This window comes from Paenibacillus sp. J22FR83 (genome assembly GCF_059691955.1).
Genome location: NZ_JCAUAM010000011.1, coordinates 32,933 through 58,942 on the forward strand (window position 1 = coordinate 32,933; position 26,010 = coordinate 58,942).

General features: G+C 44.1%; 24 protein-coding genes and 1 other annotated feature. Of the genes, 6 read left to right on the plus strand and 18 right to left on the minus strand.

Translation table 11 applies throughout. The features are described 5' to 3' along the window. Positions 1–165: 165 nt before the first annotated feature. The 5 genes from AC58PV_RS19990 to tyrS form a co-directional block, all read right to left on the minus strand. The gene (locus AC58PV_RS19990; protein WP_497434108.1) at positions 166–1,683 is read right to left on the minus strand and encodes a hypothetical protein; all 1,518 of its coding nucleotides are present in this window, start codon (positions 1,681–1,683) and stop codon (positions 166–168) included. Positions 1,684–1,951: 268 nt separating this feature from the next. Continuing rightward, the gene (locus tag AC58PV_RS19995) at positions 1,952–2,431 is read right to left on the minus strand and encodes an IS3 family transposase (RefSeq protein WP_497434109.1); all 480 of its coding nucleotides are present in this window, start codon (positions 2,429–2,431) and stop codon (positions 1,952–1,954) included. After that, a complete protein-coding gene (locus tag AC58PV_RS20000) occupies positions 2,373–2,555 on the minus strand; it encodes a helix-turn-helix domain-containing protein (RefSeq protein ID WP_497434428.1) in 183 nt (60 codons plus the stop codon). The genes AC58PV_RS19995 and AC58PV_RS20000 overlap by 59 nt, the downstream gene beginning before the upstream one ends. An 11-nt stretch (positions 2,556–2,566) precedes the next feature. Continuing rightward, positions 2,567–2,929, minus strand: coding sequence for a helix-turn-helix domain-containing protein (locus tag AC58PV_RS20005; RefSeq protein WP_497434111.1), 363 nt, complete (start codon positions 2,927–2,929; stop codon positions 2,567–2,569). A 109-nt stretch (positions 2,930–3,038) separates the two neighbouring features. Then, a complete protein-coding gene (gene tyrS, locus AC58PV_RS20010; RefSeq protein ID WP_497434112.1) occupies positions 3,039–4,298 on the minus strand; it encodes a tyrosine--tRNA ligase in 1,260 nt (419 codons plus the stop codon). A 52-nt stretch (positions 4,299–4,350) separates the two neighbouring features. Then, positions 4,351–4,616 (minus strand) — a binding site (T-box leader). A 127-nt stretch (positions 4,617–4,743) separates the two neighbouring features. On the opposite strand from tyrS, the gene AC58PV_RS20015 reads away from it, so the two are divergent. Then, the gene (locus AC58PV_RS20015; protein WP_497434113.1) at positions 4,744–7,923 is read left to right on the plus strand and encodes a transglycosylase domain-containing protein; all 3,180 of its coding nucleotides are present in this window, start codon (positions 4,744–4,746) and stop codon (positions 7,921–7,923) included. Positions 7,924–8,035: 112 nt separating this feature from the next. On the opposite strand, the gene acsA is transcribed toward AC58PV_RS20015, so the two are convergent. Then, on the minus strand, positions 8,036–9,760 hold the full coding sequence (acsA, locus tag AC58PV_RS20020) for an acetate--CoA ligase (protein ID WP_497434114.1): 1,725 nt from the start codon (positions 9,758–9,760) through the stop codon (positions 8,036–8,038). A 273-nt stretch (positions 9,761–10,033) separates the two neighbouring features. Between acsA and AC58PV_RS20025 the strand changes: the two genes are divergently transcribed. Both AC58PV_RS20025 and AC58PV_RS20030 read left to right on the plus strand, forming a co-directional pair. Next, positions 10,034–10,672: a GNAT family N-acetyltransferase gene (locus AC58PV_RS20025; protein WP_497434115.1), complete on the plus strand. Its 639-nt coding sequence runs from the start codon at positions 10,034–10,036 to the stop codon at positions 10,670–10,672. A 76-nt stretch (positions 10,673–10,748) separates the two neighbouring features. Continuing rightward, positions 10,749–11,927: an acetoin utilization protein AcuC gene (locus tag AC58PV_RS20030; RefSeq protein WP_497434429.1), complete on the plus strand. Its 1,179-nt coding sequence runs from the start codon at positions 10,749–10,751 to the stop codon at positions 11,925–11,927. A gap of 76 nt (positions 11,928–12,003) precedes the next feature. On the opposite strand, the gene AC58PV_RS20035 is transcribed toward AC58PV_RS20030, so the two are convergent. From AC58PV_RS20035 to AC58PV_RS20060, 6 genes are all read right to left on the minus strand, one after another. Beyond that, positions 12,004–12,705, minus strand: coding sequence for a 5'-methylthioadenosine/adenosylhomocysteine nucleosidase (locus tag AC58PV_RS20035; protein ID WP_497434117.1), 702 nt, complete (start codon positions 12,703–12,705; stop codon positions 12,004–12,006). A gap of 90 nt (positions 12,706–12,795) precedes the next feature. After that, positions 12,796–13,803 carry a catabolite control protein A gene (gene ccpA, locus AC58PV_RS20040; protein ID WP_497434118.1) on the minus strand — a complete coding sequence of 336 codons (1,008 nt, stop codon included), beginning with the start codon at positions 13,801–13,803 and terminating at the stop codon, positions 12,796–12,798. A 180-nt stretch (positions 13,804–13,983) separates the two neighbouring features. Then, on the minus strand, positions 13,984–14,391 hold the full coding sequence (locus tag AC58PV_RS20045; protein WP_497434119.1) for a hypothetical protein: 408 nt from the start codon (positions 14,389–14,391) through the stop codon (positions 13,984–13,986). A gap of 125 nt (positions 14,392–14,516) precedes the next feature. Continuing rightward, positions 14,517–15,059 (minus strand): type 1 glutamine amidotransferase domain-containing protein, encoded by a 543-nt coding sequence (locus AC58PV_RS20050; protein WP_497434121.1) that lies wholly within the window; start codon positions 15,057–15,059, stop codon positions 14,517–14,519. A gap of 1 nt (position 15,060) precedes the next feature. After that, positions 15,061–16,800 carry a phosphoenolpyruvate--protein phosphotransferase gene (gene ptsP / locus AC58PV_RS20055; RefSeq protein WP_497434122.1) on the minus strand — a complete coding sequence of 580 codons (1,740 nt, stop codon included), beginning with the start codon at positions 16,798–16,800 and terminating at the stop codon, positions 15,061–15,063. Beyond that, on the minus strand, positions 16,797–18,686 hold the full coding sequence (locus tag AC58PV_RS20060; protein ID WP_497434123.1) for a glucose PTS transporter subunit IIA: 1,890 nt from the start codon (positions 18,684–18,686) through the stop codon (positions 16,797–16,799). The genes ptsP and AC58PV_RS20060 overlap by 4 nt, the downstream gene beginning before the upstream one ends. A gap of 267 nt (positions 18,687–18,953) precedes the next feature. Between AC58PV_RS20060 and AC58PV_RS20065 the strand changes: the two genes are divergently transcribed. Next, a complete protein-coding gene (locus AC58PV_RS20065; protein ID WP_497434124.1) occupies positions 18,954–19,520 on the plus strand; it encodes an NAD(P)/FAD-dependent oxidoreductase in 567 nt (188 codons plus the stop codon). Positions 19,521–19,612: 92 nt separating this feature from the next. Here the strand turns inward: AC58PV_RS20065 and AC58PV_RS20070 are convergent, their stop codons facing one another. Genes AC58PV_RS20070 through aroA form a run of 3 tightly spaced genes read right to left on the minus strand, consistent with a single transcriptional unit; the run spans position 19,613 to position 22,203 of the window. Continuing rightward, entirely contained in the window at positions 19,613–20,038 is a 426-nt protein-coding gene (locus tag AC58PV_RS20070) for a CoA-binding protein (protein WP_497434125.1), read from the minus strand. Between the two features lie 13 nt (positions 20,039–20,051). Then, positions 20,052–20,873: a C39 family peptidase gene (locus AC58PV_RS20075; protein WP_497434127.1), complete on the minus strand. Its 822-nt coding sequence runs from the start codon at positions 20,871–20,873 to the stop codon at positions 20,052–20,054. A 31-nt stretch (positions 20,874–20,904) separates the two neighbouring features. Continuing rightward, complete coding sequence (gene aroA, locus AC58PV_RS20080; RefSeq protein WP_497434128.1) at positions 20,905–22,203, minus strand: 3-phosphoshikimate 1-carboxyvinyltransferase; 1,299 nt, start codon at positions 22,201–22,203, stop codon at positions 20,905–20,907. Between the two features lie 262 nt (positions 22,204–22,465). Between aroA and AC58PV_RS20085 the strand changes: the two genes are divergently transcribed. Next, positions 22,466–22,756, plus strand: coding sequence for a rhodanese-like domain-containing protein (locus AC58PV_RS20085; RefSeq protein ID WP_497434130.1), 291 nt, complete (start codon positions 22,466–22,468; stop codon positions 22,754–22,756). Positions 22,757–22,777: 21 nt separating this feature from the next. Here AC58PV_RS20085 and AC58PV_RS20090 read toward each other — a convergent pair whose 3' ends face one another. Beyond that, a complete protein-coding gene (locus AC58PV_RS20090) occupies positions 22,778–23,287 on the minus strand; it encodes a shikimate kinase (RefSeq protein ID WP_497434131.1) in 510 nt (169 codons plus the stop codon). Positions 23,288–23,456: 169 nt separating this feature from the next. Here AC58PV_RS20090 and AC58PV_RS20095 point away from each other — a divergent pair, with 169 nt between their 5' ends. Beyond that, positions 23,457–23,777 (plus strand): hypothetical protein, encoded by a 321-nt coding sequence (locus AC58PV_RS20095; RefSeq protein ID WP_239696914.1) that lies wholly within the window; start codon positions 23,457–23,459, stop codon positions 23,775–23,777. Here the strand turns inward: AC58PV_RS20095 and gnd are convergent, their stop codons facing one another. Beyond that, on the minus strand, positions 23,778–25,193 hold the full coding sequence (gene gnd / locus AC58PV_RS20100) for an NADP-dependent phosphogluconate dehydrogenase (protein WP_497434132.1): 1,416 nt from the start codon (positions 25,191–25,193) through the stop codon (positions 23,778–23,780). It abuts the gene before it with no gap. Between the two features lie 33 nt (positions 25,194–25,226). Further along, the gene (locus tag AC58PV_RS20105; protein WP_497434134.1) at positions 25,227–25,994 is read right to left on the minus strand and encodes an SDR family oxidoreductase; all 768 of its coding nucleotides are present in this window, start codon (positions 25,992–25,994) and stop codon (positions 25,227–25,229) included. Positions 25,995–26,010 lie beyond the last annotated feature (16 nt).

Genomic DNA, 26,010 nt, shown 5'->3' on the forward strand with positions numbered 1-26,010 from the left:
AAATTAATAGGTGAATGGGTTCTATCCCTTCACCACGTAAAGCCTTGCTAGCGAGGAATTAGCAGGGTGAGATTAATTATAAAGATTTTGCTTAAAACAAAAAAACCTCGACAGGACGCTTTCCCGCCAAGGCTCGTTTTACCAGTGCTCCTGGATTAATGGTGTTTAATTATTCGTTCCAAACGTATCTGCATCAATCTCAGTGATTTTATCAAAGATAACAACATTCGAGCGATTAAGAAACGGTCCTTTAGCAAGAGGATTAACAAATGTATAACGAGCCAATCCACTTCCACTTGTTTTTGCATCGTACCATGCTGAAAATGTATCATATTCAGCATTAGATAGTATGAACTCCTCTAGCATTCCATTCTGTAGTGTAATTGTTAATGCAACACCATTTGTAATTGGTGTAATTTCAGTTGTCGCTTTACTTCCATCTACTGCATATTCGTCGTAGTCATACTTCATAATTTTGTCTAACACTAAGCTATTTTTACGAGAAGAGAATGATCCTTTTGGGTGTTGATTATCAAATGTATATTTAATGGGCCCGTTCCCTACTGACCTTGAATCATACCAGTTAATAAAAGCATCAAACTCCGTCTTAGAAATATCATATTCTTGTGAAAGGCCATTTGTCATAGTGATAGTTAATATGATTCTATTTTTCCCTTGTGGTGTTGCTGATGCTTCATTCGATGGTGTGCTCTCCCCTGCCGTGTTAACCGCTGTGACGATGTAGTAGTAGGCTATGCCATTGGTTACGTTTGTGTCTGAATATGTAGTGCTTGTAACGCTTGTAGCAATTGTAGTGTATGGACCAGAAGGAGTCTGCGATCTCTTTACATTGTAGCTGGTAGCATTATTTACTTGCGTCCAATTAAGATCAACCTTAGCATCCCCTCCAATTGTCACTAAATCTAATGGATTAACTGGTTTTTGAATAGTCGGTGAAAAAGTAACGCTATTTGAAGGCACTGATGTTTTTGATGAAGTAATTGTCTCGGTAGCAGTCACATAGTAAGTGTAGGTTAACCCTTCAGTTAGATTAGAGTCAATGTATGAAGGTGTGCTCAACACATCACCAGGAACTGTTACGATTGGTTCTGAATTTCTATAGATCGTGTACAAGAGCTTATTACTGAACATCCCAGGAGTCCAATTTAGAGTAACTGAATTACTGCTAATTTCGCCAGTTAGTTGTGGAGCTGGGGGATTCTGAATTTCACCAAATACCTCTATTTCAAATACCTTGGGAGTTGTTGATCCTAAATTATAAAAATTTATATATCTTACATTATTAATTTCTACGAAGTTTTGTTGTACTCCTGTAACTACTGGGGGTTTCACTAGCTTTAATATATTACCATTCGAATCAATGAATACCAGTTGATAAGTTCCTGTATCCGCCTTAATTCTGTAACCTGTGATGTTCATTAATGCTGGGTTATTATACTGAAACACTTCTTTACTTTGTCCAGCAGGAGACATAGTTAGGTATGTAGTATCATCACCGTCTGAAAATGCTGTTAAATTTTTCGTAAGACCTTGCCCATGATCAGTTGATAACGTGCCCACCATACCACTTGTCAATAAAATGGGGGTTGCAAAAGCTGATGGAACGGGAATTAACATCAATAAAAGCATTGTCAATAAAAGTACAGATAATGTCTTTTTCAATATAAACTCTCCTTTTTGTGCATGTTCTGATATAATATTACAATCATTGTTATATCTTGTCTAAACATAGAATGGTATATTATGTAATATTTGATTAATAGAATAGAAAAACATGGATTTTTCATATTTTATTAGATATTAGAAAATAGCCCACTATCCCATTACAGTAAAGAGCGCTTTTTGAATTCCAAAAATGCTAGAGATACATAATCAAAAAAACCAAGGGATAATTGGTCAGGCCCCAATTTTGTAGACATTGAAAAAAGCCCTAGGCAAGCAGCTGGCGACGGTACTCGACCGGAGTCCGCTGCTTTAGTTTTTTCTGAATTCGTTCTTCATTATAAAAACGGATGTAATCTTCAATACGTCTTTGAACTTCGGCAATATCTCGTATATCATAAGGATAGAGTGCTTCAGCTTTCAGATGGGAGAAGAAGCTCTCCATAGAGGCGTTGTCATAACAATTTCTTCGGCGTGACATGCTGATTTGGGCGCCAACCTGTGGCAGCATGTCATGGTAGGCATGAGACGTGTACTGGCTCCCTTGATCGCTGTGAACGATTAAATCGGGTATCTTTCCAGTCGCGTCTTTATGTTGCTTAAATGCCTTATCAAACGTTTGTAATACCAACGGATTGTCATTGTTAAAGCTTATAGGATAGGCGATAATTTCAGCGTTAAATAAATCTTTAATGGCAGATAGGTATATTTTGCGATCCAACACGCGGTATTGTGTAATATCTGTCACCCATTTCTTTCATGAGACGATATACTCGCTTATGGTTAGCAAGTTCAGCGTATAGACGTTCTAGTTCCATTTGAATCCTACGATACCCGCATATCCCCTTACGTAGATCATAGATAGCTTGTATTCGCTCTTTGGTTACTCAATCACGGTCAAGTTGAGATGTATGTAAATAATGCCGATAATAGGCGCTTCTAGATACTTGCATAATCTCGCAAATCCTATGCACTGTATAACCGGGTGCCATCTGTCATTCTCCCGAGTAAGCTTTTGAAGATGTCTGTCTTCGCCCATGTACACTTCACGTCGTCCTCTATTATCCATAAGCCCGTACTCACCAAGTTGCTTATACTTACGCATCCAGATCTTAACACGGTCATGATCTTCAATCCCAAGTTCTTCAGAAATCTGGCGTTTTGTCATTCCTTTTAACTTCATTTTGATAGCAGCCAACTTCAGCTCTTGACTATATGTTTTTAACTTCTGTCCTTTTGTTGCCATGCCAAACACCCCCTAGAATAGTTTAGATTAACCCAGGGGCTTTTTCTAATGTCTATTTTTGGGGGTGCGGTTCAAAATTTCCCTAAGGGGGTTATTTCATTGCGCAGCTCTATTCAAATTTGACCAAGAAATAATTCTTCTTACCGCGGCGAATAATGAGATAGGAATCACCTAGTCGACCCAATTGTTGCGTCGTCGCTTCTAGATCCGTCACCTTCACACCATTTACCGTGACCGCTCCGCTTTCAATGTCTTGACGAGACTGACGTTTAGATGGTGAAGCACCTACAGAAATAAGCAAATCAATTAATGCGACATCATCATGCTCGAGCGCTGTTGAAGGCACATCTTTGAACGCTTCTTCGATTTCAACACGAGATAGCGACTGAATATCCCCGCTGAATAAGGCAGATGTGATATTAAGCGCACTCTCTAGTGCCTCTTCCCCATGAACAAGCTTCGTAACTTCGCGAGCCAGTACTTTTTGAGCTTCTCTCTTCCCAGGCTGCGCTGCCACTTCTGCTTCCAGTCGTTCAATTTCTTCTTGGGATTGGAATGTGAAATATTTCAAGAATCGGATCACATCATTATCAGCTGTCCCTAACCAGAATTGGTAGAACTGGTACGGTGATGTCTTGTTCGCATCCAACCAGATGGCTCCGCCCTCTGTTTTCCCAAACTTCTGTCCATCGCTCTTGGTAACAAGCGGCAACGTCACTCCGAAAGCGCGGCTATCCGTTGATTTACCAATAAGCTCAAGTCCAGCTGTAATATTCCCCCATTGGTCACTTCCACCAATTTGTACGGAACAGTTCTTCGTTTCATTTAATTTCAAGAAATCATAGGATTGAAGAATCATGTAACTGAACTCGGTAAACGAAATGCCTTTCGTAATACGTGAATCTACAGAATCCTTAGCTAGCATGTAGTTCACCGTAAAGTTTTTACCTACATCGCGCAGAAATTCAATTACATTCAGGGAGCCTAACCAATCATAATTGTTTACCAACTCAGCACTGTTTTCAATGTCAGTCGAGAAATCAAGAAAACGAGAAAGCTGGTTTTTAATGCTTTGCGACCACGCCTCAACAACCTCTGGCCCGTTCAATGTGCGTTCATTGGCCTTACCACTTGGATCACCAATAAGCCCCGTCCCACCGCCTACCAAGGCTAAAGGGACATGTCCAGCAAGCTGGAATCTTCTCAAGGTTAAAATAGGCAGCAAACTGCCGATATGCAAGCTATCTGCTGTCGGATCAAAACCGCAGTATAGGACAACGCGCTCTTCGCTCAGCTTTTTGTCCAAACCTTCTCGATCTGTAATTTGATGCAGCAAACCACGAAACTCTAAATCCTTCAGAATACTCATGTACAACCATCCTTTATGATAAAATGAACAAACAAAAAAAGCCTTCTTATCCCAAAGGGACGAGAAGACTTGACTCGCGGTACCACCCTAATTAAAACAGCAGTTACGTACTATTTAAAGGCACGGCATGCTATTTTCACTCAAGAACCGATAACGAGGTTTAATCGGTAAATACTACTTGTGCAGGCACATTCCTACAGGTTCCTATTTACTGCTCAAGACCGTAATTCACTAACCTGCAGGTACCGGTTCGCACCATCCACCGGCTCTCTGAAAGCATCCACAAGCTACCTACTGCTGATCCATCAACGCATGTGTTCTTGTTATAACACAGGTTTCTGATGCTTGTCAAACCTAGAACTGATCCTTTCTCCCATCAGCATTACCGCAAAAGGTGCAATTATGGTATACTATTAGGGGTCATGTAAGGAGGATATTGGAACTTATGCGCAATTTTTTCGCAAAATGGAATCGTCCCTGGGTTAGAACGACATTTAAAGTAATTGGAATTTCATTAAAATGGGCCATTATTTGTGTATTTTTGGCTGGACTGCTAGGTGGATCCGCCGCTTTCGGATATGTAAGTGCACTTGTCAAGAAAGATCCTATCCGCAGCGAAGATGCGATTCGACAACAAATGCAAGAGAATGCCATCACAGGATTCGCCTATTTCAATGATGATGCTGTGATTGGACAATTACGAACCGAAGAAGATCGCCGACTTGCCCAACTTGAAGATATCCCGCAGAACTTGTTAGATGCGGTTCTCGCCATCGAGGACAAGGATTTCTACAACCATCGCGGCATTGATTTCCGTGGCCTCTACCGTGCAGTCACACAGAAGCTTCTGAATGAAGATGTGCAAACCGGTGGAAGTACCATTACGCAACAGCTAGCTAGACGTGTCTTCCTCACATTAGATCGCGATGACGGACGTAAAGCAAGAGAGTTGCTGCTTGCACTTCGGATGGAACGCATCATGTCGAAGGATGAAATTTTACTTGCTTACCTGAATAAAATCCCATACGGCAATGGGGCAACTGGTTATAATCTATACGGCATTAAAGCCGCTGCCAAAGGCCTATTCAATATTGATGATTTAGCCAAATTGAATATTGCACAAGCTGCGTATTTAGCTGGATTACCTCAATCCCCATCGCAATATTCGGCTTTCACAAGTAAGCCAACATTCGATGAAGATGGATTTAAGAAAGCAGTAACCCGACAGCAGTTAGTCTTAAAGCGGATGATGGAAGAAAACAAAATTACCAATGATCAATATCAAGATGCCTTGAAATTCGATCTCAAAGCTTCGATGCCAGCAGCTGCCCAAAAGGCGTATACAACTTACCCTTATCTCATGATTGAGACCGAGCAGGAAGCATCTGAGATTTTATTGAAGATTCAACATCCTGAGCTTGATCCCAAAACAAACCAAGCCGCTTACAATGAAGCACTCAAGAACATACATACACAGCTCTTACGCGGCGGTTATCAAATTTACACCACAATTGACAAAACCATTTATGATTCCATGCATGAGATTTCTAGCAATGAAAAGAATTTCGCACCTACGGATGAGAAAAAAGGCGGCATTGAGCAGGTCGGTGCCATTATGATTGATTCCAAAACGGGCGCAATCCAAGGTATGATTGAAGGCCGCGACTTCTTCGATGAGCAGTTGAATCATGCTACACAAGCTTTCAGACAGCCTGGATCTACAATGAAGCCAATTGCCGCTTATATCCCTGCACTCGAAAAAGGGGTCTTGCAGCCAGCGACCATCGTAGATGATATCCCAATCATTCTCAAAGATGGTGTTAAAGGCTTCCATCTACCAGAGAACTGGGACCATAAATTTCATGGACTTATGACGGCGCGAAGAGCATTAAATCAATCCTATAATATCCCAGCTATCGATATATTCCTCAATAAAGTAGGCATTACGCAAGCATGGGATTTCGCTAAGAAACTTGGGATTACGTCTCTTACCAAAGAAGACAACGTCGCCCAAACGGGTGTTATAGGCGGTTTAAGTCGCGGAACGTCCGTGAAAGAATTAGCAGGTGCTTATGCATCGATTCCGAATAAAGGCGTGTTTAATGCACCTTACTTAATTCGTGAAATTAAAGATTCCAATGGCAAAGTCATCTATTCCCATGAACTGAAGCCTACTACGGTGTACTCACCGCAAACAGCTTACCTAATTACGGATATGATGAAAACCGTTATTAGCAATGCTAGCCAAGGGACCGCTACAGATCTCATGAAAAAATTCAAATCCTATGGCAAAATCGAGATCTCCGGAAAAACAGGTTCTACACAGGATGATGCTGATGCTTGGTTCATGGGCTTTACCCCTGATGTCACAGTTGGTGTGTGGATCGGTTATGATCAACCGATTAATAAACTGTCTTCCAAAACAGGCCAAACCAATCATGCCAAAGATATCTGGGCGCTCATCTTGAACAAAACCATTGAGCAAAAACCAAATCTGTTCCCGAACAAAACATTCGCGAAGCCAGATGGTATTGTTTCATCCACTGTCTCCAGCTTATCCGGTATGCTTCCAAGCGAACTAACGACAAGCTCGGAACATCTGGTGACCGATATTTTCAACAAAAAGTTTTTACCTACAGCAACCGATAATGTCATGGTTAAAATGAAAATCAGCTCGTTGAATGGGCTCAATTATGTCGCTCAAGAAACAACGCCTGCTGACTTCGTATCTGAAAAAGTGGTGATTAAACGCCAAAAATCAATCACACAATTGCTCAAAGAAATTGAAGTCGCGATGCAAAAGCTCCCAGAGAAAAGCAGAAAGCCTATCGATTTCTATAAGCCAACGGATTATGACGTAGATGCTCCTTCCGACGTCGATCCAAGAGTTGATGATGGGAAAGCACCTCCAGCACCTCAGAATGTCGTAACAGTCAAATCAGGCGATACGGCGACAATTACCTTCCAACCGAACACGGATGCAGATATCGTAGGTTATCGCATTTACCGTTCGGATAATCAAGGCAAGTTCCAGCTCATGGGAGGAAAAGTCGTGCTGGCAGGCGCTGAAGCGAAGTTTGTTGATCAACTACAAACGGCAGCAATTACAGGCTACTATGTCACAGCTGTTGATGTAACAGGCAAAGAATCCACGCCAAGTAGGTCCTCCTATACGGATGGAAGCTCCCTGGACGCATTAATACTCCCTGGTGTCGATAGCAATGGCAATCCATTGAAAGATCTTACCAGTCCATCGCCAGGAACAACGAATGGCGGCACAGGCGCGGGAACAGGTACTGGAGCTGGAACTGGAACTGGAACTAGCACACCTACAGGCAAGCCAGTATCCAAAGATGCCCCTTCTGCCCCTACCGGAATCAAGGCTAAGGCTGAAGAAGCTTCGCTCGTCCTAACATGGAAAGCGAATGATGCCAAAGACAAAGTTAAACAGTATGTCGTGTACTTTAGTGACAAAGAGAAAGGCACTTACACGAAACTAGGCACCGTGGAAAATGGAACTGAATTCCATTACTATGCGGCCGCATTCAATGGCTTTTATAAATTAACAGCCATTAATGATGCTGGAGAATCCAAATTCTCTGCCACCATCGCTTATAATAAATAAGAGTCCTAGAAGAAGAACCTGGCGGTTGTCAGGTTCTTCTTTTGTTTACGTAACATAAAAAAGCTTTCTCAGCACCACTGTGGGTACGAAGAAAGCTTGGAATGAACCTTTATTAATCTTCAATTGTCGATAAATCACCTGTCGGAAGGTTAAGCTCCCATGCTTTAAGCACACGGCGCATGATCTTCCCACTGCGTGTTTTGGGCAGCTTGTCCTTGAATTCAATCTCACGTGGTGCTGCATGTGCAGAAAGGCCTTCTTTGACGAACTTAGAAATTTCAGCTTTCAGTTCATCTGAAGGTACAAATCCCTCACGCAACGCGATAAACGCTTTAATGATTTCTCCCCGCATAGGATCGGGTTTCCCAATAACCCCTGCTTCAGCAACAGCTGGATGCTCAACAAGCTTGCTTTCTACTTCAAATGGACCAACGCGCTCTCCCGCTGTGTTAATCACATCATCCACACGACCTTGGAACCAGAAATAACCATCTTCATCTTGATAAGCAGAATCTCCGGAAACATACCAGCCTGTCAAACGGAAGTATTCTTCATATTTAGATGGATTGTTCCAAATTTTACGCATCATGGATGGCCAAGGCGTTTTGATCGCGAGATTCCCCATCCGATTCGGTGGTAGAACGTTACCCGCATCATCAATAATAGCAGCATCAACACCTGGTATTGGACGTCCCATGGAACCTGGTTTAATCGTCATGGAAGGATAATTACAGATCAACTGACCGCCTGTCTCTGTCATCCACCATGTATCATGAATACGTTGATTGTAGACCTTCATTCCCCAACGCACAACTTCTGGATTCAACGGCTCACCAACACTCAGTACATGACGAAGAGCTGACAAATCATAACTTGCAGAAACATCATCGCCTGCTCCCATTAACATACGGAAAGCTGTCGGAGCACTGTACCAAACTGTTACTTTATATTTCTGAAGGGTATTATACCAATCCTGTGGACTGAAACGTCCTCCGCGAATGACATTCGTCGCACCATTCAACCATGGAGCGAAGATCCCGTAGGAAGTCCCTGTTACCCAACCTGGATCGGCTGTACACCAGTAAATGTCATCTTCTTTCAAATCAAGGACAATTTGTCCCGTATAAAAGTGCTGCAGCATCGCATTTTGAACGTGGAATACACCTTTCGGTTTCCCTGTTGACCCGGAAGTGTAATGAATAATCAATCCATCTTCACGATCCAGCCATTCAATCTCAAGCTCAGTTGATGCGTTCGCCATTTCTTTATGGTAATCAACTTGTCCTTCACCAAGCTCAATGTTCTCCCCAACAAGGATCACATGCTTCAAGTGTGGAAGTTCACTGTATGGCACTCGTGATAATTGGCTAGGCGTTGTGATAATTGCAACCGCTTCACTATCCGCCAAACGATCTCGAACTGCCGTTTCCATGAACGCTTCAAAAAGCGGTCCGACAACTGCGCCTACTTTGAGCGATCCAAGTAAAGAATAATACAGTTCAGGCGTCCGCGGCATGAAAATGAAAACCCTCTCACCTTTGCCGATGCCTAAATTTCTAAGCACATTACCGAATTGATTGGATCTTTCTTTCATTTGTCCAAATGTAATCGCTTCATCCCGTGTGCTGTCACTGTAGTATAGAGCGATTTTGTCCTTCTTCGCGCCTTCCGCATGGCGGTCAATGGCTTCATAAGCCATATTCACTTTACCTGTTTCGTACCAGGAAAAGTTTTTCTCGATGTCTTTCCAATCGAATGACGCATGTGTTTCTTCGTAATTTGCCATGTTAGGATTAAGGGATACTGATTTAATGAGTTCATTATTGATTTGATCCATAAACGTAAAACCCTCCTCACGAGATAAACCGCTTTCACTTTACTGATGAATTCGAGCAAAATGTGATCGATTTTTGACATGTTCTATTATAACACACTCAGAATATTTCGCCTACGTTTAAGTTTCGCTATGGTTTCCAACTAAAGTTTGGTATAAAATTACTATGAATCTAAATATAGCCGACTCCGACTCGTTTAGATGAAACCTATCCATTCTTATATTTTCGCAAAGGAAACGCCCATCATGCTTTTTTTTAGAAGGAGAGCCAAGGTTATGCAGCATATCAAAATCTATCACTCACAAAGCTTGCGCAGGGCTCCAGATCTCCCAGAAATTATAATTGAGGGTCCCGTTTCACCAGACAACTTGCAGCAACTCACGATGCATGCGAAACTCGATGCCTTCCGTCGACCGAAAGAACAACTCGAAGCGCTCATCGAAATTGCCGGATTACCTGAAGGACGAATCATCCTTGCAAGGGATGGTTCCACGATTGTTGGTTACGTCACTTTCCATTATGCTGATGAAATCGAACGATGGTCACAAGGAAATATGAAGGATTTAATCGAACTCGGCGCCATTGAGGTTGCTGATGATTACAGATCGATGGGTTTAGGCAAAAAGATGATACAGCTGGCATTTGAAGAAGATCAAATGGAAAATGTCATTTGCTTCACGACTGAATACTATTGGCATTGGGATTTGGAAACGAGCAAATTAACCGTTTGGGAATATCGTCAAATGATGGAGAAACTGATGAAAAGCGTCGATATGATCTGGTTTGCAACGGATGATCCAGAGATTTGCTCACATCCCGCCAACTGCCTGATGGTGAGAATCGGGAAACAAGTCCCTCTCTCATCAGTCGAGCAGTTTGATCGCGTGCGTTTTCAGCAGCGCTTTATGTATTAGCTCCATGAGATGCAGTTAGTAGCAGATTTTCAAACGAAATTGTTAGCCAATTCGGGGGAATTTGGAAATGAACATGATGATTAAGCAGCCTGTGTTTATCTATGACGATCAGGAAATTCATTATAAATTTAATGAGACACATCCCTTCAATCAGGATCGACTTGTCATGACAGTTGATCTGCTTCGCAAGACTGGGGCACTCCCAGACAGTATGGTAGTTACATCTCGATCAGCGACTGATGCAGAACTCTTGCGGGTGCATTCAGCTCCATACATCGAGGCGGTAAAAGCATTAAGCGCAGCTAATCCTGACGAGTGCTGGGTACGGGAAGCTACCCGCTTTGGACTCGATACGGACGATACGCCGTACTTCCCAGAAATGCATGACATCACTTCCAAGGTCGTAGGTGGCTCTATCCATGCCGTTGACCTCGTGATGTCCGGACAAGCGCCTCATGCCTTACATTTAGGCGGCGGCCTTCACCATGCCCTGCAGAGCAAGGGCGCGGGTTTCTGCGTCTATAATGACGCATCTGCGGCAATCGCCTACGCCAAAGAGAAGTATGGCGCTAAGGTGCTCTACATCGACACGGACGTGCACCACGGCGATGGCGTGCAGTGGAGTTTCTACGCCGACCCGCAGGTCGGCACGTTGTCCATTCATGAGACGGGGAAATATTTATTCCCCGGCACTGGGGCAGTGAACGAACGCGGAGAAGGCGACGCGTTCGGAACGAATGTGAACATCCCGGTGGAGCCCTACACCGAGGATGATTCTTGGCTGGAGTGTTTCAGCGAGGTGTTAACCGAGCTGATTGCCCGCTTCCAGCCGGACGTCATTATCTCGCAGCATGGGTGCGACGCCCATGCATTCGACCCGCTCGCGCATGTCCACTGCTCCATGCGCGTGTACAAGGCCATGCCCGAGCTCATCCATCGACTTGCGCACCAGTGGTGCGAAGGTCGGTGGGTCGCGCTCGGGGGCGGCGGGTACGACATCTGGCGTGTCGTACCGCGGGCTTGGAGCCTGCTCTGGCTCGTGATGAGCGAGCAGGCGACCCTGAGCCAGCTGGAGGCGGAGCCCCAGCTGAGGCTGCCCCAGGCGTGGCTGGACGCCTGGCAGGGCAAGAGCCCCGTCCCACTCGTGGAGACATGGCTCGACCCGGTCGAAGCCTGGGCGCCGATTCCGAGGCGCCAGGTGATCACCGAGAAGAATCGCCAGACCAAGGAACTGGCGATGATGTATTTGAAATAAATCTTTCCAAAGAAATGAAAAGCTCAGAGCACCGCCAACTAGGCGATACTCTGAGCTTTATTCATGGAGGGCTATTTTACAGCTGCTTCACCATGTCTTCAACCATCTTATACGAATTCTCCGAAGCAATGACTGTGAACTCTGCGAAATTCACATGCGCAGACCCATCTGCTTTATCAGACATGGAACGTAAGACAACGTAAGGAACACCATTCATTGCACATACTTGCGCAACGGAGGATCCTTCCATCTCCACACAGACACCATTCAACTCTTGATATAGACTTGCAACCACTTCACGGCTTGCAATGAACTGGTCACCTGATAATACTCTCCCCTGTTTCACTTTACCCGCAAATAACTTCTCTCCAGAAGCTACAGCTAACGCTACCAGCTTGGGATCAGCCACGTATACCGAATTGTCTGCGTAGGGAATTACGCCGCGCGGAAACCCAAGTGCCGTTACGTCCATATCATGCTGTACGCATTCCGTTGAGATAACGAGATCACCGATTTGCAATTCAGGATCTAACGCCCCTGCTACACCCGTGAAAATCACAGCTTCTACACCGAACTGATCAATCAGAATTTGCGTGGTAACTGCTGCATTCACTTTGCCCACGCCAGTACGACATACAACTACATCTTTACCGAAATAGGTACCCTCGCGGAATGTGATGCCTGCTTTGACCGTTTCATTGATATTCGTCATATGAGACACGAGCAATTCAATTTCTTCATTCATAGCGCCAATTAATGCGATTTTATTCCAAGACATCGTCATATCCCTCTCTCTCTTCCTACATGAGAAAACCTCTATCGCATCCCTTCCACTAGAGAAGGAAACGATTAGAGGTTTATTTTTCACTTAAGCTTGAGCTTTAACCGACTGACGGTTAATGATTTCATGCGGTAAAATAACTTGCATGTTTTCTGTTGATTCTTTATTCATCAACTTCGTCAGAAGTCGCATCGACACAGCTCCGATATCATACATCGGTTGAGCTACCGTCGTTAATGTTGGTCTTACCATAGAAGCCATGCGAATATTGTCTACAGAGATAACAGCAATATCTTCAGGAACACGAAGCCCATTGTCTTGAATTGTATGAATAGCGCCAATGGCCATTTCATCCGTTGCCGAGAAAATGGCGGACGGTTTAGGAGATAGTTCCAAGAAGTAATTAACTGCATCTACACTTGACTCGTAACGATAATTCCCAATCCGTACATACTCATCTCGTACTGGAATACCAGCCGTTTCAAGCGCACGTTTGTATCCTTGGTATCTAGCAAATCCATTTGCAGGATCCTGTAGCGTACCAGAAATCATAGCAATATCACGATGCCCAGCTGCAATAAGTACGTTCACCGCATCAAATGCAGCAGCTTCATGATCAATATCAACAGATGCCATCACTTGATTCTCTTCCTTCGTGCCACATAGGACAACCGGAACGGAAGATGTACGGAAAGCTTGAATGTGTTCTTCCGTTACAACACCACCCATGAAGAGCAATCCATCTACTTGTTTCTCAAGCAACGTGTTAATTACACGAATTTCTTTCTCTTTCTTCTTGTCCGCATTACACAAAATAATATTGTAATGGTACATATTCGCAATATCCTCAATCCCACGCGCTACTTCAGCAAAAATAGAATTGGAGATATCGGGAATAACAACGCCAACCGTTGTCGTCTTTTTACTTGCTAATCCTCTAGCTACCGCATTTGGACGGTAACCCAATCGTTCAATGGCTTCAAAAACTTTCTTACGTGTTTGTGGCTTAACGTTCGGGTTATTATTAACAACCCGAGATACGGTTGCCATGGAAACGCCTGCTTCTCTCGCTACATCATAAATGGTTACGGTCACGGTTGCTCTCTCCATTTTCACAAGTATTCTGCGAACCTAGTATATTATCGTTATGATACGACAAATTAATCCATCTTGCAATGCAAAATGAAAATGCTTTGAAAATAATTTTCATTTTATTTTCAAAAGGGTCACAAATAGAATAAAAGCCAACCTCTAATCGAGATTGGCAGCCCATTTTTAGGTTGAAATTGCGCTTTGAGTGATTTGGGATAATCGTTTACGGATTTCCTCCGCCCATGGCTCATCTCCCAGCGACTGCGCTAGTAACAAGATGTCCAGCAGCTCATTGATTCGTTCCTCAACAATTTGTTCCATAGAATCATTCATACGTTCTTTTTCTGTTACTTTTAGTAGCAGAAAGGCAACTTCCGAAACTTCATGGAAGAAGAACTGCTGCTTCTCTGGCTTGCTTCCCAGCCTACCGATCAGGCCGGTAAGTTCAGGCTTTACATGAGGTACGACCTCACTTCGTCCACAGGCCTCACAGGAATAAATAGGTACGTTCTCAATATCTACTTTACTTTGATAAATAACCGTGCGCAGACGAAGGTTCATCGTGCGTCCGCACTTACAATACTTTTGCATTCTAACACTCCTTCTACTTCCTGGCGGCATGTACATGAATTGCTTGTACTATGTTATTCTACGATGCCATCAGATTTCCTTCTGATCTATACATAGTAGTTTTTGCCACCTATGGAAGCGAAGTGTTACTTTTCCTGTTGTTTGCTAAATGAGATGAGTTCATCCACAAATCGCTTGGAAAATGCCGGAAGATCTGGCGGTCTACGTCCTGAAATAAGGTTGCGATCTACGACCACTTCTTCGTCCAGCCAAATAGCGCCTGCATTTTCGATATCATCGCGAATGCCTGGCGTGGACGTCATCGTGTAACCATGAACAATTTTGGCAGAAATTAAAACCCAGCCAGCATGACAAATTTGTGCGATAGGTTTCACATCAGCATGAAACTCCTGCGTGAGTCTAAGCACATCCGCATAACGGCGTAGTTTGTCAGGAGCCCAGCCACCAGGTACATAAAGACCCACGTAATCCGAAGACTTTACTTCATCGAACGCATAATCGGTCGTGATGGGTACGCCATATTTGCCGTGATAGACCGTTTTCGCTTTAGGTCCAACGATATCTACAATGGCACCTGCTTCGCGCAAGCGATAGACAGGATACCACATTTCCAAATCTTCAAATTCTTCATCAACAAAAGCAAGCACCTTTAGGCCAGCTAATTCCATACTAACTACCTCCTACAATGGATTCCGTTTGTTCAGTTTGAGCTAGAAGCTCCAAGATTTCATCACTTGTTCTGCAAATCAAAATGCGATCGACTAATGCCTTGCATGTCGCGGCATCACTGCTAAGCAGTCTGTGCTTAACTTGCAAGAGTGTCTGAACCGAGATGCTTAGCTCCTCAATGCCCAGTCCTAGCCATATCGGCAGAGCCCGGATATCTCCAGCCATCTCCCCGCATACACCTACTGGAATACCAACACGCTTGCCTGCGTCGATCACGAGTTTGAGCAATCGAATAACGGCTGGGTGATAAGGATTATATAAGTGCGCGATATTCTCGTTCATTCGATCAACAGCCAACACATATTGAACTAAATCATTCGTACCAATACTCATGAAATTCACTTCGCTGGCAAGCACATCAGCAATAATCGCAGCAGCGGGTACTTCGATTGTAAGTCCGACCTCTATATTTGCATTAAAGGGCACACCAAGACTACTTAGCTCAAGTTTTGCTCTTTCCAAGTGCGCTTTCGCCTGCCGAACCTCATCTACCGAGGTTACCATTGGGTACATGATCTTCACATTCCCATAATGACTAGCCCTTAGAATCGCTCTTAACTGCGTCATGAAGAGATCTGTACGATCCAGTGAAATCCGAATGGCCCGGTAACCGAGGAATGGATTATCTTCTTTGGCAAGCGGCATGTAATCCAACTTCTTATCGCCGCCAATATCCAAGGTACGGATCACGATTGGACGTCCTTTGAGCTGCATCGCCGCGTGGCGATAAACCTCAAATTGCTCCTCTTCACTAGGCAATGAATCCCGATCCATATACAAGTATTCCGTTCGGAACAGCCCCACACCTGATGCACCATTTCGCAAAACTTGGTCAATTTCCATGACAGAATTAATATTCGCATGCAAATTAACCAAGCTTTTATCTAGTGTCAATGGAGCCACATCAGCAATTCCTTGCAAGCTTTCTTTGAACTCCAGCCAATTCTTCTTACGTGCCTGATAGCGTTCTATGGTAATCTTGTCCGGGTTAATATACAAGGTACCTTCTTGACCATCAATAATTAAGAAATCACCGTTTTGAATAGGACGCAGCAGTTTACCTTCCAACCCAAGTACATAAGGAACAGACATCGCTCTGGCCATAATCGACACATGCGAGTGCGTGCCTCCTAGAATCGTTAACAGTCCTAGCACATTCGTTGGATCTAGGTGAGCAAGCTGTGATGGAGTCAGTTCTTTCGCAACTAAAATATAGGGATGGTCGATGGGCGGCACTGACGAGCTTGTATCCCCTAACAGATGCTTCAAAAGACGATTACCCACATCTTTAATATCCAAAGCACGTTCTTTCATGTACTCATCATCAATTAAGTTAAACATGCCAACAAATTTATCAATGACTTCTTTCACCGCGACTTCTGCGGCTTTATACTGCAATTCAATAATTCCTTGAATCTCATTCATGAAAATGGGATCTTCCAAAATGGCCAAATGTGCATCAAAAATATAGGCTTGTTCTTGTCCAACAACTTCCTTGATCTCTTGTTTGATTAGCTCCAGTTCATCCTTGGAATGACGAATGCCATCATACAATCGCTCGAATTCATAGGCTAAATCCGTCACATCAATCATTTTCTCTGGAAAATCCCATTCCCAAGTAGGAATAACAAACGCTTGACCCATTGCAATTCCCGAAGAAGCACCTACACCTCTAATCATCCGTTCGTCCCCCCCTCGGATTTAGTTGGCTTAAGGACTACGGACATAACAGAGCCTTGTCCTTTCTTAACTGGCTTAAACGGAGCGAAACTCCAAGATTTCACGATATCTGGGTTCGTAATTATCATAGGTGTCGCTAAAGAAGAAGCGAATTTCTTCACTTTATTATAGTTGAATTTCACAAGCAATTGACCTGCTTCCACACGATCGCCTTCCTTTACCACGGCATTAAAGCACTTTCCTGGTAAACTGGACGTGTCAATTCCAATATGAAGCAGAACTTCAAGACCTTCCTCAGTTAGAATACCTAGCGCATGCATCGTTGGGTAAATATGCATAATCGTTCCTGCAACAGGGGAAACCAATTCACCTTTTTCAGGAATAAAAGCAACACCATTCCCGACGAGTCGGGAGGCAAAAATACGATCTGGCACTTCTTCAATCGGGATCATACGTCCCTGCATCGGAGAAGTAAATAAAACGACATGAATATCTTTGCGCAATACCTTCATGATTTCTTCACGTATAAGCTCTGAAAATGTCCCAAACACGACTTGAACGTTGCCTCCTCCAAGACGGATGACGCCTGCTGCTCCTAAGTGTCGTAATGCCGTGATGTCCATCAGACGATCATTGACAAGTGTAAGTCGCAATCGAGTAATACAGGCTTCAATCTTCTTAATATTGTCTTTCCCACCCAGTGCCTGCAAAATTAATGGCGAACGATATGGAATGTCTCCTGCCCACTCTTCTAGCGATGAACCTTCTTCCCTACCCGGTGTAGGAATTCGGAACTTCTGAATTGCCCATCGGAATAGGAAATAATAGAGCAAACCATAGACCAGTCCTATCGGAATCAATAATAAGCCATTGTGTGATAAGTGCAGATTAATGATATAGTCAATCGCTCCAGCCGAATAAGAGAAACCATGATGGATGTTTAACTCATATGCGATCCACATAGCTACACCCGAAAGGATGGCATGGATGATAAACAAATAAGGTGCTACAAAAAGAAAGGCAAATTCAATCGGCTCTGTCACGCCAGTTAAAAAGGAAGCTAATGCAGCCGTTAAGAAGGTCGCTTTGATCTTCGGCTTCAAATCTTCTCTCGCTTCTCCGATAATCGCAAAAGCAATTGCTGGCAATGCAAACATCATGATGGGGTACAAACCGGCCATATACATGCCTGCGGAAGGATCGCCAGCAAAAAATCGCGGCAAATCGCCATACGCATATTGTCCAGATGGTGTTTCGTAAGCCCCCACTTGAAACCAGAAAAAATTATTCAAGATATGATGTAAGCCTGAAGGTACGAGCAAGCGATGAGCAATCCCATAAATGAATGCACCGATGCCGCCTAATCCGAGTAAGCCGCTTGAAATTTTGCCCATAAGCGTCTCTAGAAAGGGACCAATCCCAATCATAATATAAGAGGCAATGAGCGTTGCAAGGCCCATAACGAGCGGCACCATCCGGGGCCCACCGAAAAATTGTATGTACTCCGGAAGCTTAATCTCCTTGCAGCGATGATAGATGATTGCAGCCAAGAGGCCAATCAAGATGCCGCCAGAAACGCCTAATTGAAATTGCGTACCCAACCCATGCTCGATGAGCCGCGTAAACATGAAATATCCAAGCATGGCCGATAAACCAGCAATTCCGGCACTTTCAGTTAGTCCCAATGCCACACCAACAGCGAATATGATTGGAATATAATCAAAGATTGTATTTCCAGCCAAAGACAGCATGTCCCCAAAGCTTGAAGCATGTATGACATCCCAAGGTAGATCCCCTAGACAAAGCAGCACAGCAGCAATAGGAAGCGCAATGGTAGGCAGCATTAAGGAGCGGCCAAGCTGTTGTAAGTTCCCCATCCAGTTCAAACGAATGCTAACCTCCTTAAACTTTTCGTCAGAAACCTGACTTCGTAAGCATCTACCTCAGCAATTTCGAAGAGATTCTTCCCCATAATCCTAAGATTCTCTTTATCAAATCGTAAAGCTTGTTCGTCCTTTTGTCAAAAAAAATAAGCAGATCTCATGTTTTTACAGGGTTATTCTACATAGTAAACGTAAAAGTTGACTAAGTCACCTACATGCTGTCATACTTTACCTGTACCCAAATTCAAAATTCGAGGAGGAAACACCCTTATGTCTTACGATGTTATTATTATTGGTGCTGGTCCTACCGGTGCAAGTGCTGCACTATTCACGTCAAAAGCAGGCAAGAAAACACTCGTTATCGATAATGAACAAAGTGTTACGAAACGTGCATGGATCGAGAATCACTATGGTGTCGAAGCGATTGGCGGACCCGATTTAGTAGAAATCGGCAAGAAACAAGCTGCAAAATTCGGAACTGAATTCGTGCAAGGCAAAGCGACTCAACTCGTAAAAAACGACGATAGCTTTGAAGTTACTACAGAAAATGGTACATATACAGGCAAGCACGTTATTCTAGCAACTGGACTATCCGTTGAACTTGCTGAAGCAGCTGGTATCGCAACAAAAGAAGGAACTGAACCGCGTATTAAATCCATCGTTGATTGCGATGCGCAAGGAAATACAAGTCTCAAAGGTGTATGGGCAGCAGGTACGACAGCTGGCGTCAGCATGCACACGATTATCACAGCTGGTGATGGAGCCAAAGTCGCTATCAATATTATTAGTGAACTAAACGGCGCACGTTATGTGGATCACGATGTGTTGAAAGCCTAGTTCCATGTATGAGAAAACCGCTAATCGGTCCCTTCACAGGTGATCGACTAGCGGTTTTTTATTTGAAGAGCACTCACTTCATCGTATCTGCATTAATTGTTGCGTGGGTTCAGAATGGCATCTTCCACTTTAATGCAGCGATCCATAATGACTTCTAAGCCAGCGCTGCTTGCAATACGTCCTGCTTCTTCATTCACGATATCCAGTTGCAGCCAGAACACTTTTGCTCCAATTTTAACGGCTTCTTCAGCGACTGGAACAACCTGATCGGCTCGACGAAACACATTGACGATATCCACAGGCTCAGGTATGTCGGATAAAGATGGATAGCATTTCTCACCTAGAATCTGCTCGGCATTCGGATTAACGGGAATAATCCGGTATCCTCGGTTTTGCATGGCAGCTGAGACCATATACGATGTGCGGTCTGGTTTATCGGATAAGCCTACTACTGCGATATTACCTGCATTGGCAAGCAGTTCTTTGATATGTTCCCTTGACGGATTCTCAAATGTCATGTGGATCGCACTCCTATTTATTCAAGTAGGTTAGACCTTGTTTCCCCATTGCTGTCCAAGTTTCAATAAACTGAGCTTTGTTCACTTTTACTTGCTTTTTACCACTCAAAGGGTCATTTAAGTAAACATTCGTTTCGTCAAATCCCACAAGGACAACCGCATGCTCCGAATATGTTGTCTTTATCGGACCGATTGGCGTATCCCAGGTTACCCATTTGTAAGGTAGATTATAATCAATTGTCGTCCAGACGACAACTGGAATCCCATTGGCCACTTGCCCCTCGTACAATTCAAATGGTTCCCCAGTAATGCTAATCGCTTGAGGAATATGACTTTTCAAAAGTGGAAATAAACCTGCGGCATAGATACCAAAGCCTCGTTTCTTGCGAGTTACGTCTCCAACGAAACCTGAGTTCGGATTGCCCCAGTACGTGATGTTACCGTTCCCATCCAATGATGCTGGTGTCATATCTGTAGGCATTTCACTGACCAAGTCCATCTTGGTTTTGTTAACACCATAGTATTGCAACAGCATTGTGAGACTTGTTATCTCACAACCGGCAGGCAGCTCAGGTAATTGCTGTACGATAGGGACATCCAACATGGCTGACACGACCTTTGCTGCCGCAGGCGACGGTGTCGGCTTCACGGTTTCCTTCACCGCAGGGGTGGGCTTATCAACGGCTAAGACTACCGGACCAGAAGCGAATAAAGCTGGTTCTTTCCCTGTAGCCTTCGCATAAAGCAATACAGCAAATACACTGCTCGCAAATGTAAGACCTGCTACGAGAAACAATCCAAACGTCACTTTCAATCCTTGCCAAATAATCCTCATGTTGACTCACCCATTCAATGTAATTGAGATTCTAGGACTCGCTCACTAGCTCAACCTGTGCGCCAATCGAACGCAAGTGGTCGAAATATTGTGGATACGATTTCGCCACGTGGTGGGCATCCCGAATCGTTAAACCCTTCTCAGAGCGTAGACCAACTACAGTTAAAGCCATGATCACACGATGATCGAAATGCGCATTAATTTCTACGCCACCTTCCACCCCTTGTGGTTTACCATGAACAATAATTTCACTCTGCCGCTCTTCTACATTCGCTCCAGCTTTGCGAAGCTCATTCAAATAATCTGTGATACGATCACACTCTTTATACCGTAGGTTCTCAACATTGTAGAATCGCGAAGTACCTTCTGCAAACACAGCCGCAGCAACCATAGCAAGTACCGCATCTGTGAAATGATCACCATCGAATTCTCCCGCTACTAAGCGCTGATTCCCACGCACATGTACAACACCGTTGTCATGCGTTAAATCAACACCCATTGCCTTCAGAACATCCACACAAGCCTTCTCGCCTTGTTTGCTGTTCTCTTCTAGTCGAAGCACGCGAACATCGGAATTCGTAACCGCTGCGGCAGCAAGAATGGCTGCTGAACCTGGATAGTCGCCTTGGATCACATATTCCTTCGCTTCGTAGGATTGCCCACCTGGAATACGGTAGTGCATCAAATCCTCGCTTGCATGAACGACGATGCCAGCCTGCGCTAATACTTCAAGCGTTTGTCCTACAATAATTTTGGACTTCAAATCATGCAGAACTTCAATTTCACTGTCTTCTTCCAATAGTGGCGTCATAAACAACAAAGAACTCAGGAACTGGGAACTCACATTACCAGAAACGGTAATTTTACCACCGCGAGGTTGTCCCCCTTTAATTGTTATCGGCAAACGACCGTTATTATGTTGTACTTCTACACCCATTTGTTGCAAAGTATCGATTAAATCATCGTGAGGACGTTTCCCCAATGATTCTGGATATGTATTTACGAATGTCACTTCTGGACAGAAAGCAGCCGTAGACATCAAAAAGCGAAGCACTGCACCCGCATTCCCTACGTTCAATTCGGACACATGCTTAGGGTTCTTACCGAAGCCTGTGATGACAATTTTCTCATCATCCTCTTCGATAATGGCGCCAAGATCACGTACACAACGTCTCATTGCATCGCTATCTTCACTATGAGCAGGGTAATAGATCGTACTTGTCCCATTCGCTAATGCACCGATAAGCAAGTAGCGAGTTGTGTAGTTCTTGGAGGATAACGCATTAATTTCCCCTTGAAGATGGGAAGTTGGCTTTACGATGGCTTTCATGACGATTGTTAACTCCTTCGCAAGTAGTTTATATGTATATCCAGCACAATGAATGCCAAGCAGCCAAACATCAGCAGGATGATAGATCCTAAGATTTATTGACAGTGTACCATACGAATTGTAACTTGGGAACCTTCTCCCCTAGCTGAGACATCAAGGAGAGGGTAGCTAATTGAAACACTTCGTTTGACATCACGGTGTTATGTTTCTATCATACTAAGTAAGAAGATTTCTTCTGAAAATACAAACATGGAGGCGTATCATGGACACGATTCTACCATCCGAGATCAAAGCAAGACTCGCGCAAGGAGAGCAGCTAACACTTATCGACGTTCGCGAGGACGAGGAAGTAGCGGAAGGAATGATTCAAGGCGCCCTACACATTCCATTAGGCCAATTGCCTGAGCGGCTTGGCGAAATCCCGCAAGTTGATGAACTCATTTTAGTCTGCCGCAGTGGCAATCGAAGTGGACGCGCACTAGGCTATCTAGAAGCCAACGGTTATAAAGGACTTAAAAACATGACCGGCGGCATGCTCGAGTGGGAAGATTAAGCTGAAAAGCTTATCTTCTCCTTAGTGGCGCACTGCTTGCTGAATGATGCGATCCGCGATTTCATCCTCGCTTAAGTCTGTCGTATCGATGGACGTATGAGCGAAATCATAGGCATGCTTTCTTTGTTCCATTAACGAATGAACACGTTCTTCCAAATCCCCCTGCAGCAAAGGTCGATTCGTATCGCTACTTACTCTTTGGATAATCGTTTCTGCAGCCGCATTCAACGCAACAACAAAACCATGCTGTAACATGCATTTTCGATTAGACTCTGCAAGTACTGCACCCCCACCCGTCGCAACAACTTGTCCCTCACTATCTAATATACGTGCCAACGTCTCGGTTTCCAGGGCGCGAAAATGTGCTTCGCCGTGATTCCGAAATATTTCCGATATACTCGTCTGTTGCACTTCCTCTAACACAACATCAGAATCGCAAAAACTCCATCCTAAACGCTCTGCAAGTTTCTTGCCTACAGTTGATTTCCCTGTTCCCATGAATCCAACAAGTACAATATTTCTGACTGTCACACAAATCCCCTTTTCCCATACGCTAGTCATACAAACTTTCCCAACATCATACCATAGCCCTTACAGCATGAATACAATCCAACAAAAAATCATATAGTAGTGTGAATAAATTCTAGCACAAACAGTTAAGATTGGAAGATAGACCACCAAGGTAAGGAGAGATGGAGCTTTGAACCCAACTGTGCTGCAGCCCAACCAAACTACCGCCTTTACGAACCGCACACAACGCAAACTGGAGCAAATATTGCACCCGAGCTATACGCTATGCAAAGAGGATGTCGTCTGGATTCTAGAATTTATTAAGAAAAAAGTGGCTGAAGAAGACCCGATGTTGCAAGGTCTAACTCAACCACGATTATTAAGAAATTTCCGTTATTTTGCCGAGATTTCCCTCATGCTGATCCACAAACGCAATGGCTTCGATCAAGAAGCCGATCGTCTGAAGATGTGGCTGCGAGAAGCGGCTTACGGCTTACAAGATAAGCAATAATTACTCGTTACCCATCCAGTTGAAATGGAAGGATCCTTCTTTGTCTACACGTTGGAACGTATGAGCCCCGAAGTAATCACGTTGTGCTTGTAACAAGTTAGCTGGCAATCTTTCTGTACGGTAGCTGTCATAGTAAGCAAGTGCGGATGCGAAAGAAGGAACTGCGATACCACGAGCAACCGCTTCTGCAACTACTTGTCTCCATGAACCTTGGTAGTTATGAACGACGTCTGTGAAGTAAGAATCAAGCAATAGGTTTTTCAATTCTGGATTGCGATCATACGCATCCTTGATATTTTGAAGGAAACGAGCACGGATAATGCAACCGCCGCGGAAAATCATCGCGATGCTGCCGTATTTCAAATCCCAGTTATATTCTTCGGAAGCTGCTCTCATTTGAGCGAAACCTTGTGCATACGAACAAATTTTGCTTGCGTAAAGAGCTTGACGAACAGCCTCGATAAACGCTTTGCGATCCCCTGTGAATGCTGGAGCATCAGGTCCTTTGAGTACTTTGCTAGCTGCTACGCGTTCTGCCTTCATCGCTGAGATGAAACGGGAGAATACGGATTCCGTGATGATGGAAAGCGGCACGCCAAGGTCCAAAGCACTTTGACTGGTCCATTTTCCTGTTCCCTTTTGTCCAGCGGAATCCAGAATCACATCAACCATTGGCTTACCTGTCTCAGCATCATATTTCGTGAAGATATCACGTGTGATTTCGATTAGGTAGCTGTCTAACTCCCCATTGTTCCACTCTGTGAAGATCTCATGAAGCTCTTCTGTGCTAACGTTAAGCACATCTTTCAGCAACTGGTAAGCCTCACAAATCAATTGCATATCTCCGTACTCAATACCGTTGTGCACCATTTTAACGTAGTGACCCGCGCCGTCTGGCCCGATATACGTACAGCAAGCATCTTCGCCAACTTTGGCAGAGATAGCAGTAAGGATGGGCTCAACCAATTTATAAGCGTCTTCTTGGCCGCCTGGCATGATCGAAGGTCCTTTAAGCGCGCCTTCTTCACCGCCGGAAACACCTGTTCCAACGAAACGAATTCCGTGAGCTTCTAGCTCTTTGTTGCGACGTTGTGTATCTGGGAAGAATGCATTCCCGCCGTCGATCAAAATATCGCCTTTATCCAAATGCGGAAGCAATTGGTTAATTGTGTCATCCGTAGGTCCGCCTGCTTTGACCATGATCAAAATTTTGCGCGGAACTTCAAGGGATTGAACGAATTCTTCAATCGAGTATGTACCTACAAGTTGCTTGCCTGGTGCTTCACTTAGAAGCTCCTTCGTTTTCTCAGCAGAACGGTTGAATACGGATACCGTAAAGCCTCTGCTCTCAATGTTTAATGCTAAGTTTTTCCCCATTACTGCTAAACCTACAACACCTATTTGTTGCTTAGACATGTCTCTCATACACCCTTCCGATATATAAATAGTTTAAATCGTCATCGAGCCAAAACCGCCGTCTACTCTCAAAACTGTTCCTGTTACAAAGCTTGAAGCTTTCTCTGAAGCCAGGTACACCGCAGCACCTTGAAGCTCTGCAGCTTCACCAAATCGATTCATTGGCGTATGACGCATAATGGATTCGATCCGTTCAGGTGACAAAATCTTACGATTCTGCTCTGCTGGGAAAAAGCCAGGAATAATCGCGTTCACACGCACGCGGCTCGGAGCAAATTCACGAGCTAGGTTTAGTGTGATATTATTCACAGCTGCTTTGGAAGCGGAGTAAGTGAACACGCGAGAAAGTGGTGGATCTGAAGAAACGGATGAAATATTTATAATGCTTCCGCCTTCTCCTCGTTCAACCATGTATTTCCCGAATACTTGGCAAGCTAGCACGACGCTTTTCAAATTGACCTCCATAATAGAATCCCATTCTTCCATGGAAATGTCAAAGAAAGGTGTCGCACTATTTTTACCTGGACAATTCATGAGGACATCTGCACTGCCAGACCAAGCGATAACATCTTGAAGGACTGCCTCTAAATCTTCGCGTTTCGTAGCATCTGCTTGGAAAGTCTTCGCTTCGCCGCCAATCGCCGCAATAGCCTCACGAACCTGCTCGCTTTTCTCTTGATTCCGTCCAACGATAGCTACTTTTGCACCATGTCCAGCAAGGGCTAAAGCCATGGAGCCACCAAGTGTGCTATTACCGCCAATAATTACTGCTGTTTTCCCAGAAAGATCGAATAAGTTCATTGTCGTCATCCTCTCG

Coding starts and splice junctions, on each gene's coding strand:
- AC58PV_RS20005 (WP_497434111.1), bottom strand. CDS start 2,929: ATGGCAACAAAAGGACAGAAGTTAAAAACATATAGTCAAGAGCTGAAG.
- tyrS (WP_497434112.1), bottom strand. CDS start 4,298: ATGAGTATTCTGAAGGATTTAGAGTTTCGTGGTTTGCTGCATCAAATT.
- AC58PV_RS20015 (WP_497434113.1), top strand. CDS start 4,744: ATGCGCAATTTTTTCGCAAAATGGAATCGTCCCTGGGTTAGAACGACA.
- acsA (WP_497434114.1), bottom strand. CDS start 9,760: ATGGATCAAATCAATAATGAACTCATTAAATCAGTATCCCTTAATCCT.
- AC58PV_RS20025 (WP_497434115.1), top strand. CDS start 10,034: ATGCAGCATATCAAAATCTATCACTCACAAAGCTTGCGCAGGGCTCCA.
- AC58PV_RS20030 (WP_497434429.1), top strand. CDS start 10,749: ATGATTAAGCAGCCTGTGTTTATCTATGACGATCAGGAAATTCATTAT.
- AC58PV_RS20035 (WP_497434117.1), bottom strand. CDS start 12,705: ATGTCTTGGAATAAAATCGCATTAATTGGCGCTATGAATGAAGAAATT.
- AC58PV_RS20045 (WP_497434119.1), bottom strand. CDS start 14,391: ATGCAAAAGTATTGTAAGTGCGGACGCACGATGAACCTTCGTCTGCGC.
- AC58PV_RS20050 (WP_497434121.1), bottom strand. CDS start 15,059: ATGGAATTAGCTGGCCTAAAGGTGCTTGCTTTTGTTGATGAAGAATTT.
- ptsP (WP_497434122.1), bottom strand. CDS start 16,800: ATGATTAGAGGTGTAGGTGCTTCTTCGGGAATTGCAATGGGTCAAGCG.
- AC58PV_RS20065 (WP_497434124.1), top strand. CDS start 18,954: ATGTCTTACGATGTTATTATTATTGGTGCTGGTCCTACCGGTGCAAGT.
- AC58PV_RS20070 (WP_497434125.1), bottom strand. CDS start 20,038: ATGACATTTGAGAATCCGTCAAGGGAACATATCAAAGAACTGCTTGCC.
- AC58PV_RS20075 (WP_497434127.1), bottom strand. CDS start 20,873: ATGAGGATTATTTGGCAAGGATTGAAAGTGACGTTTGGATTGTTTCTC.
- aroA (WP_497434128.1), bottom strand. CDS start 22,203: ATGAAAGCCATCGTAAAGCCAACTTCCCATCTTCAAGGGGAAATTAAT.
- AC58PV_RS20085 (WP_497434130.1), top strand. CDS start 22,466: ATGGACACGATTCTACCATCCGAGATCAAAGCAAGACTCGCGCAAGGA.
- gnd (WP_497434132.1), bottom strand. CDS start 25,193: ATGTCTAAGCAACAAATAGGTGTTGTAGGTTTAGCAGTAATGGGGAAA.
- AC58PV_RS20105 (WP_497434134.1), bottom strand. CDS start 25,994: ATGAACTTATTCGATCTTTCTGGGAAAACAGCAGTAATTATTGGCGGT.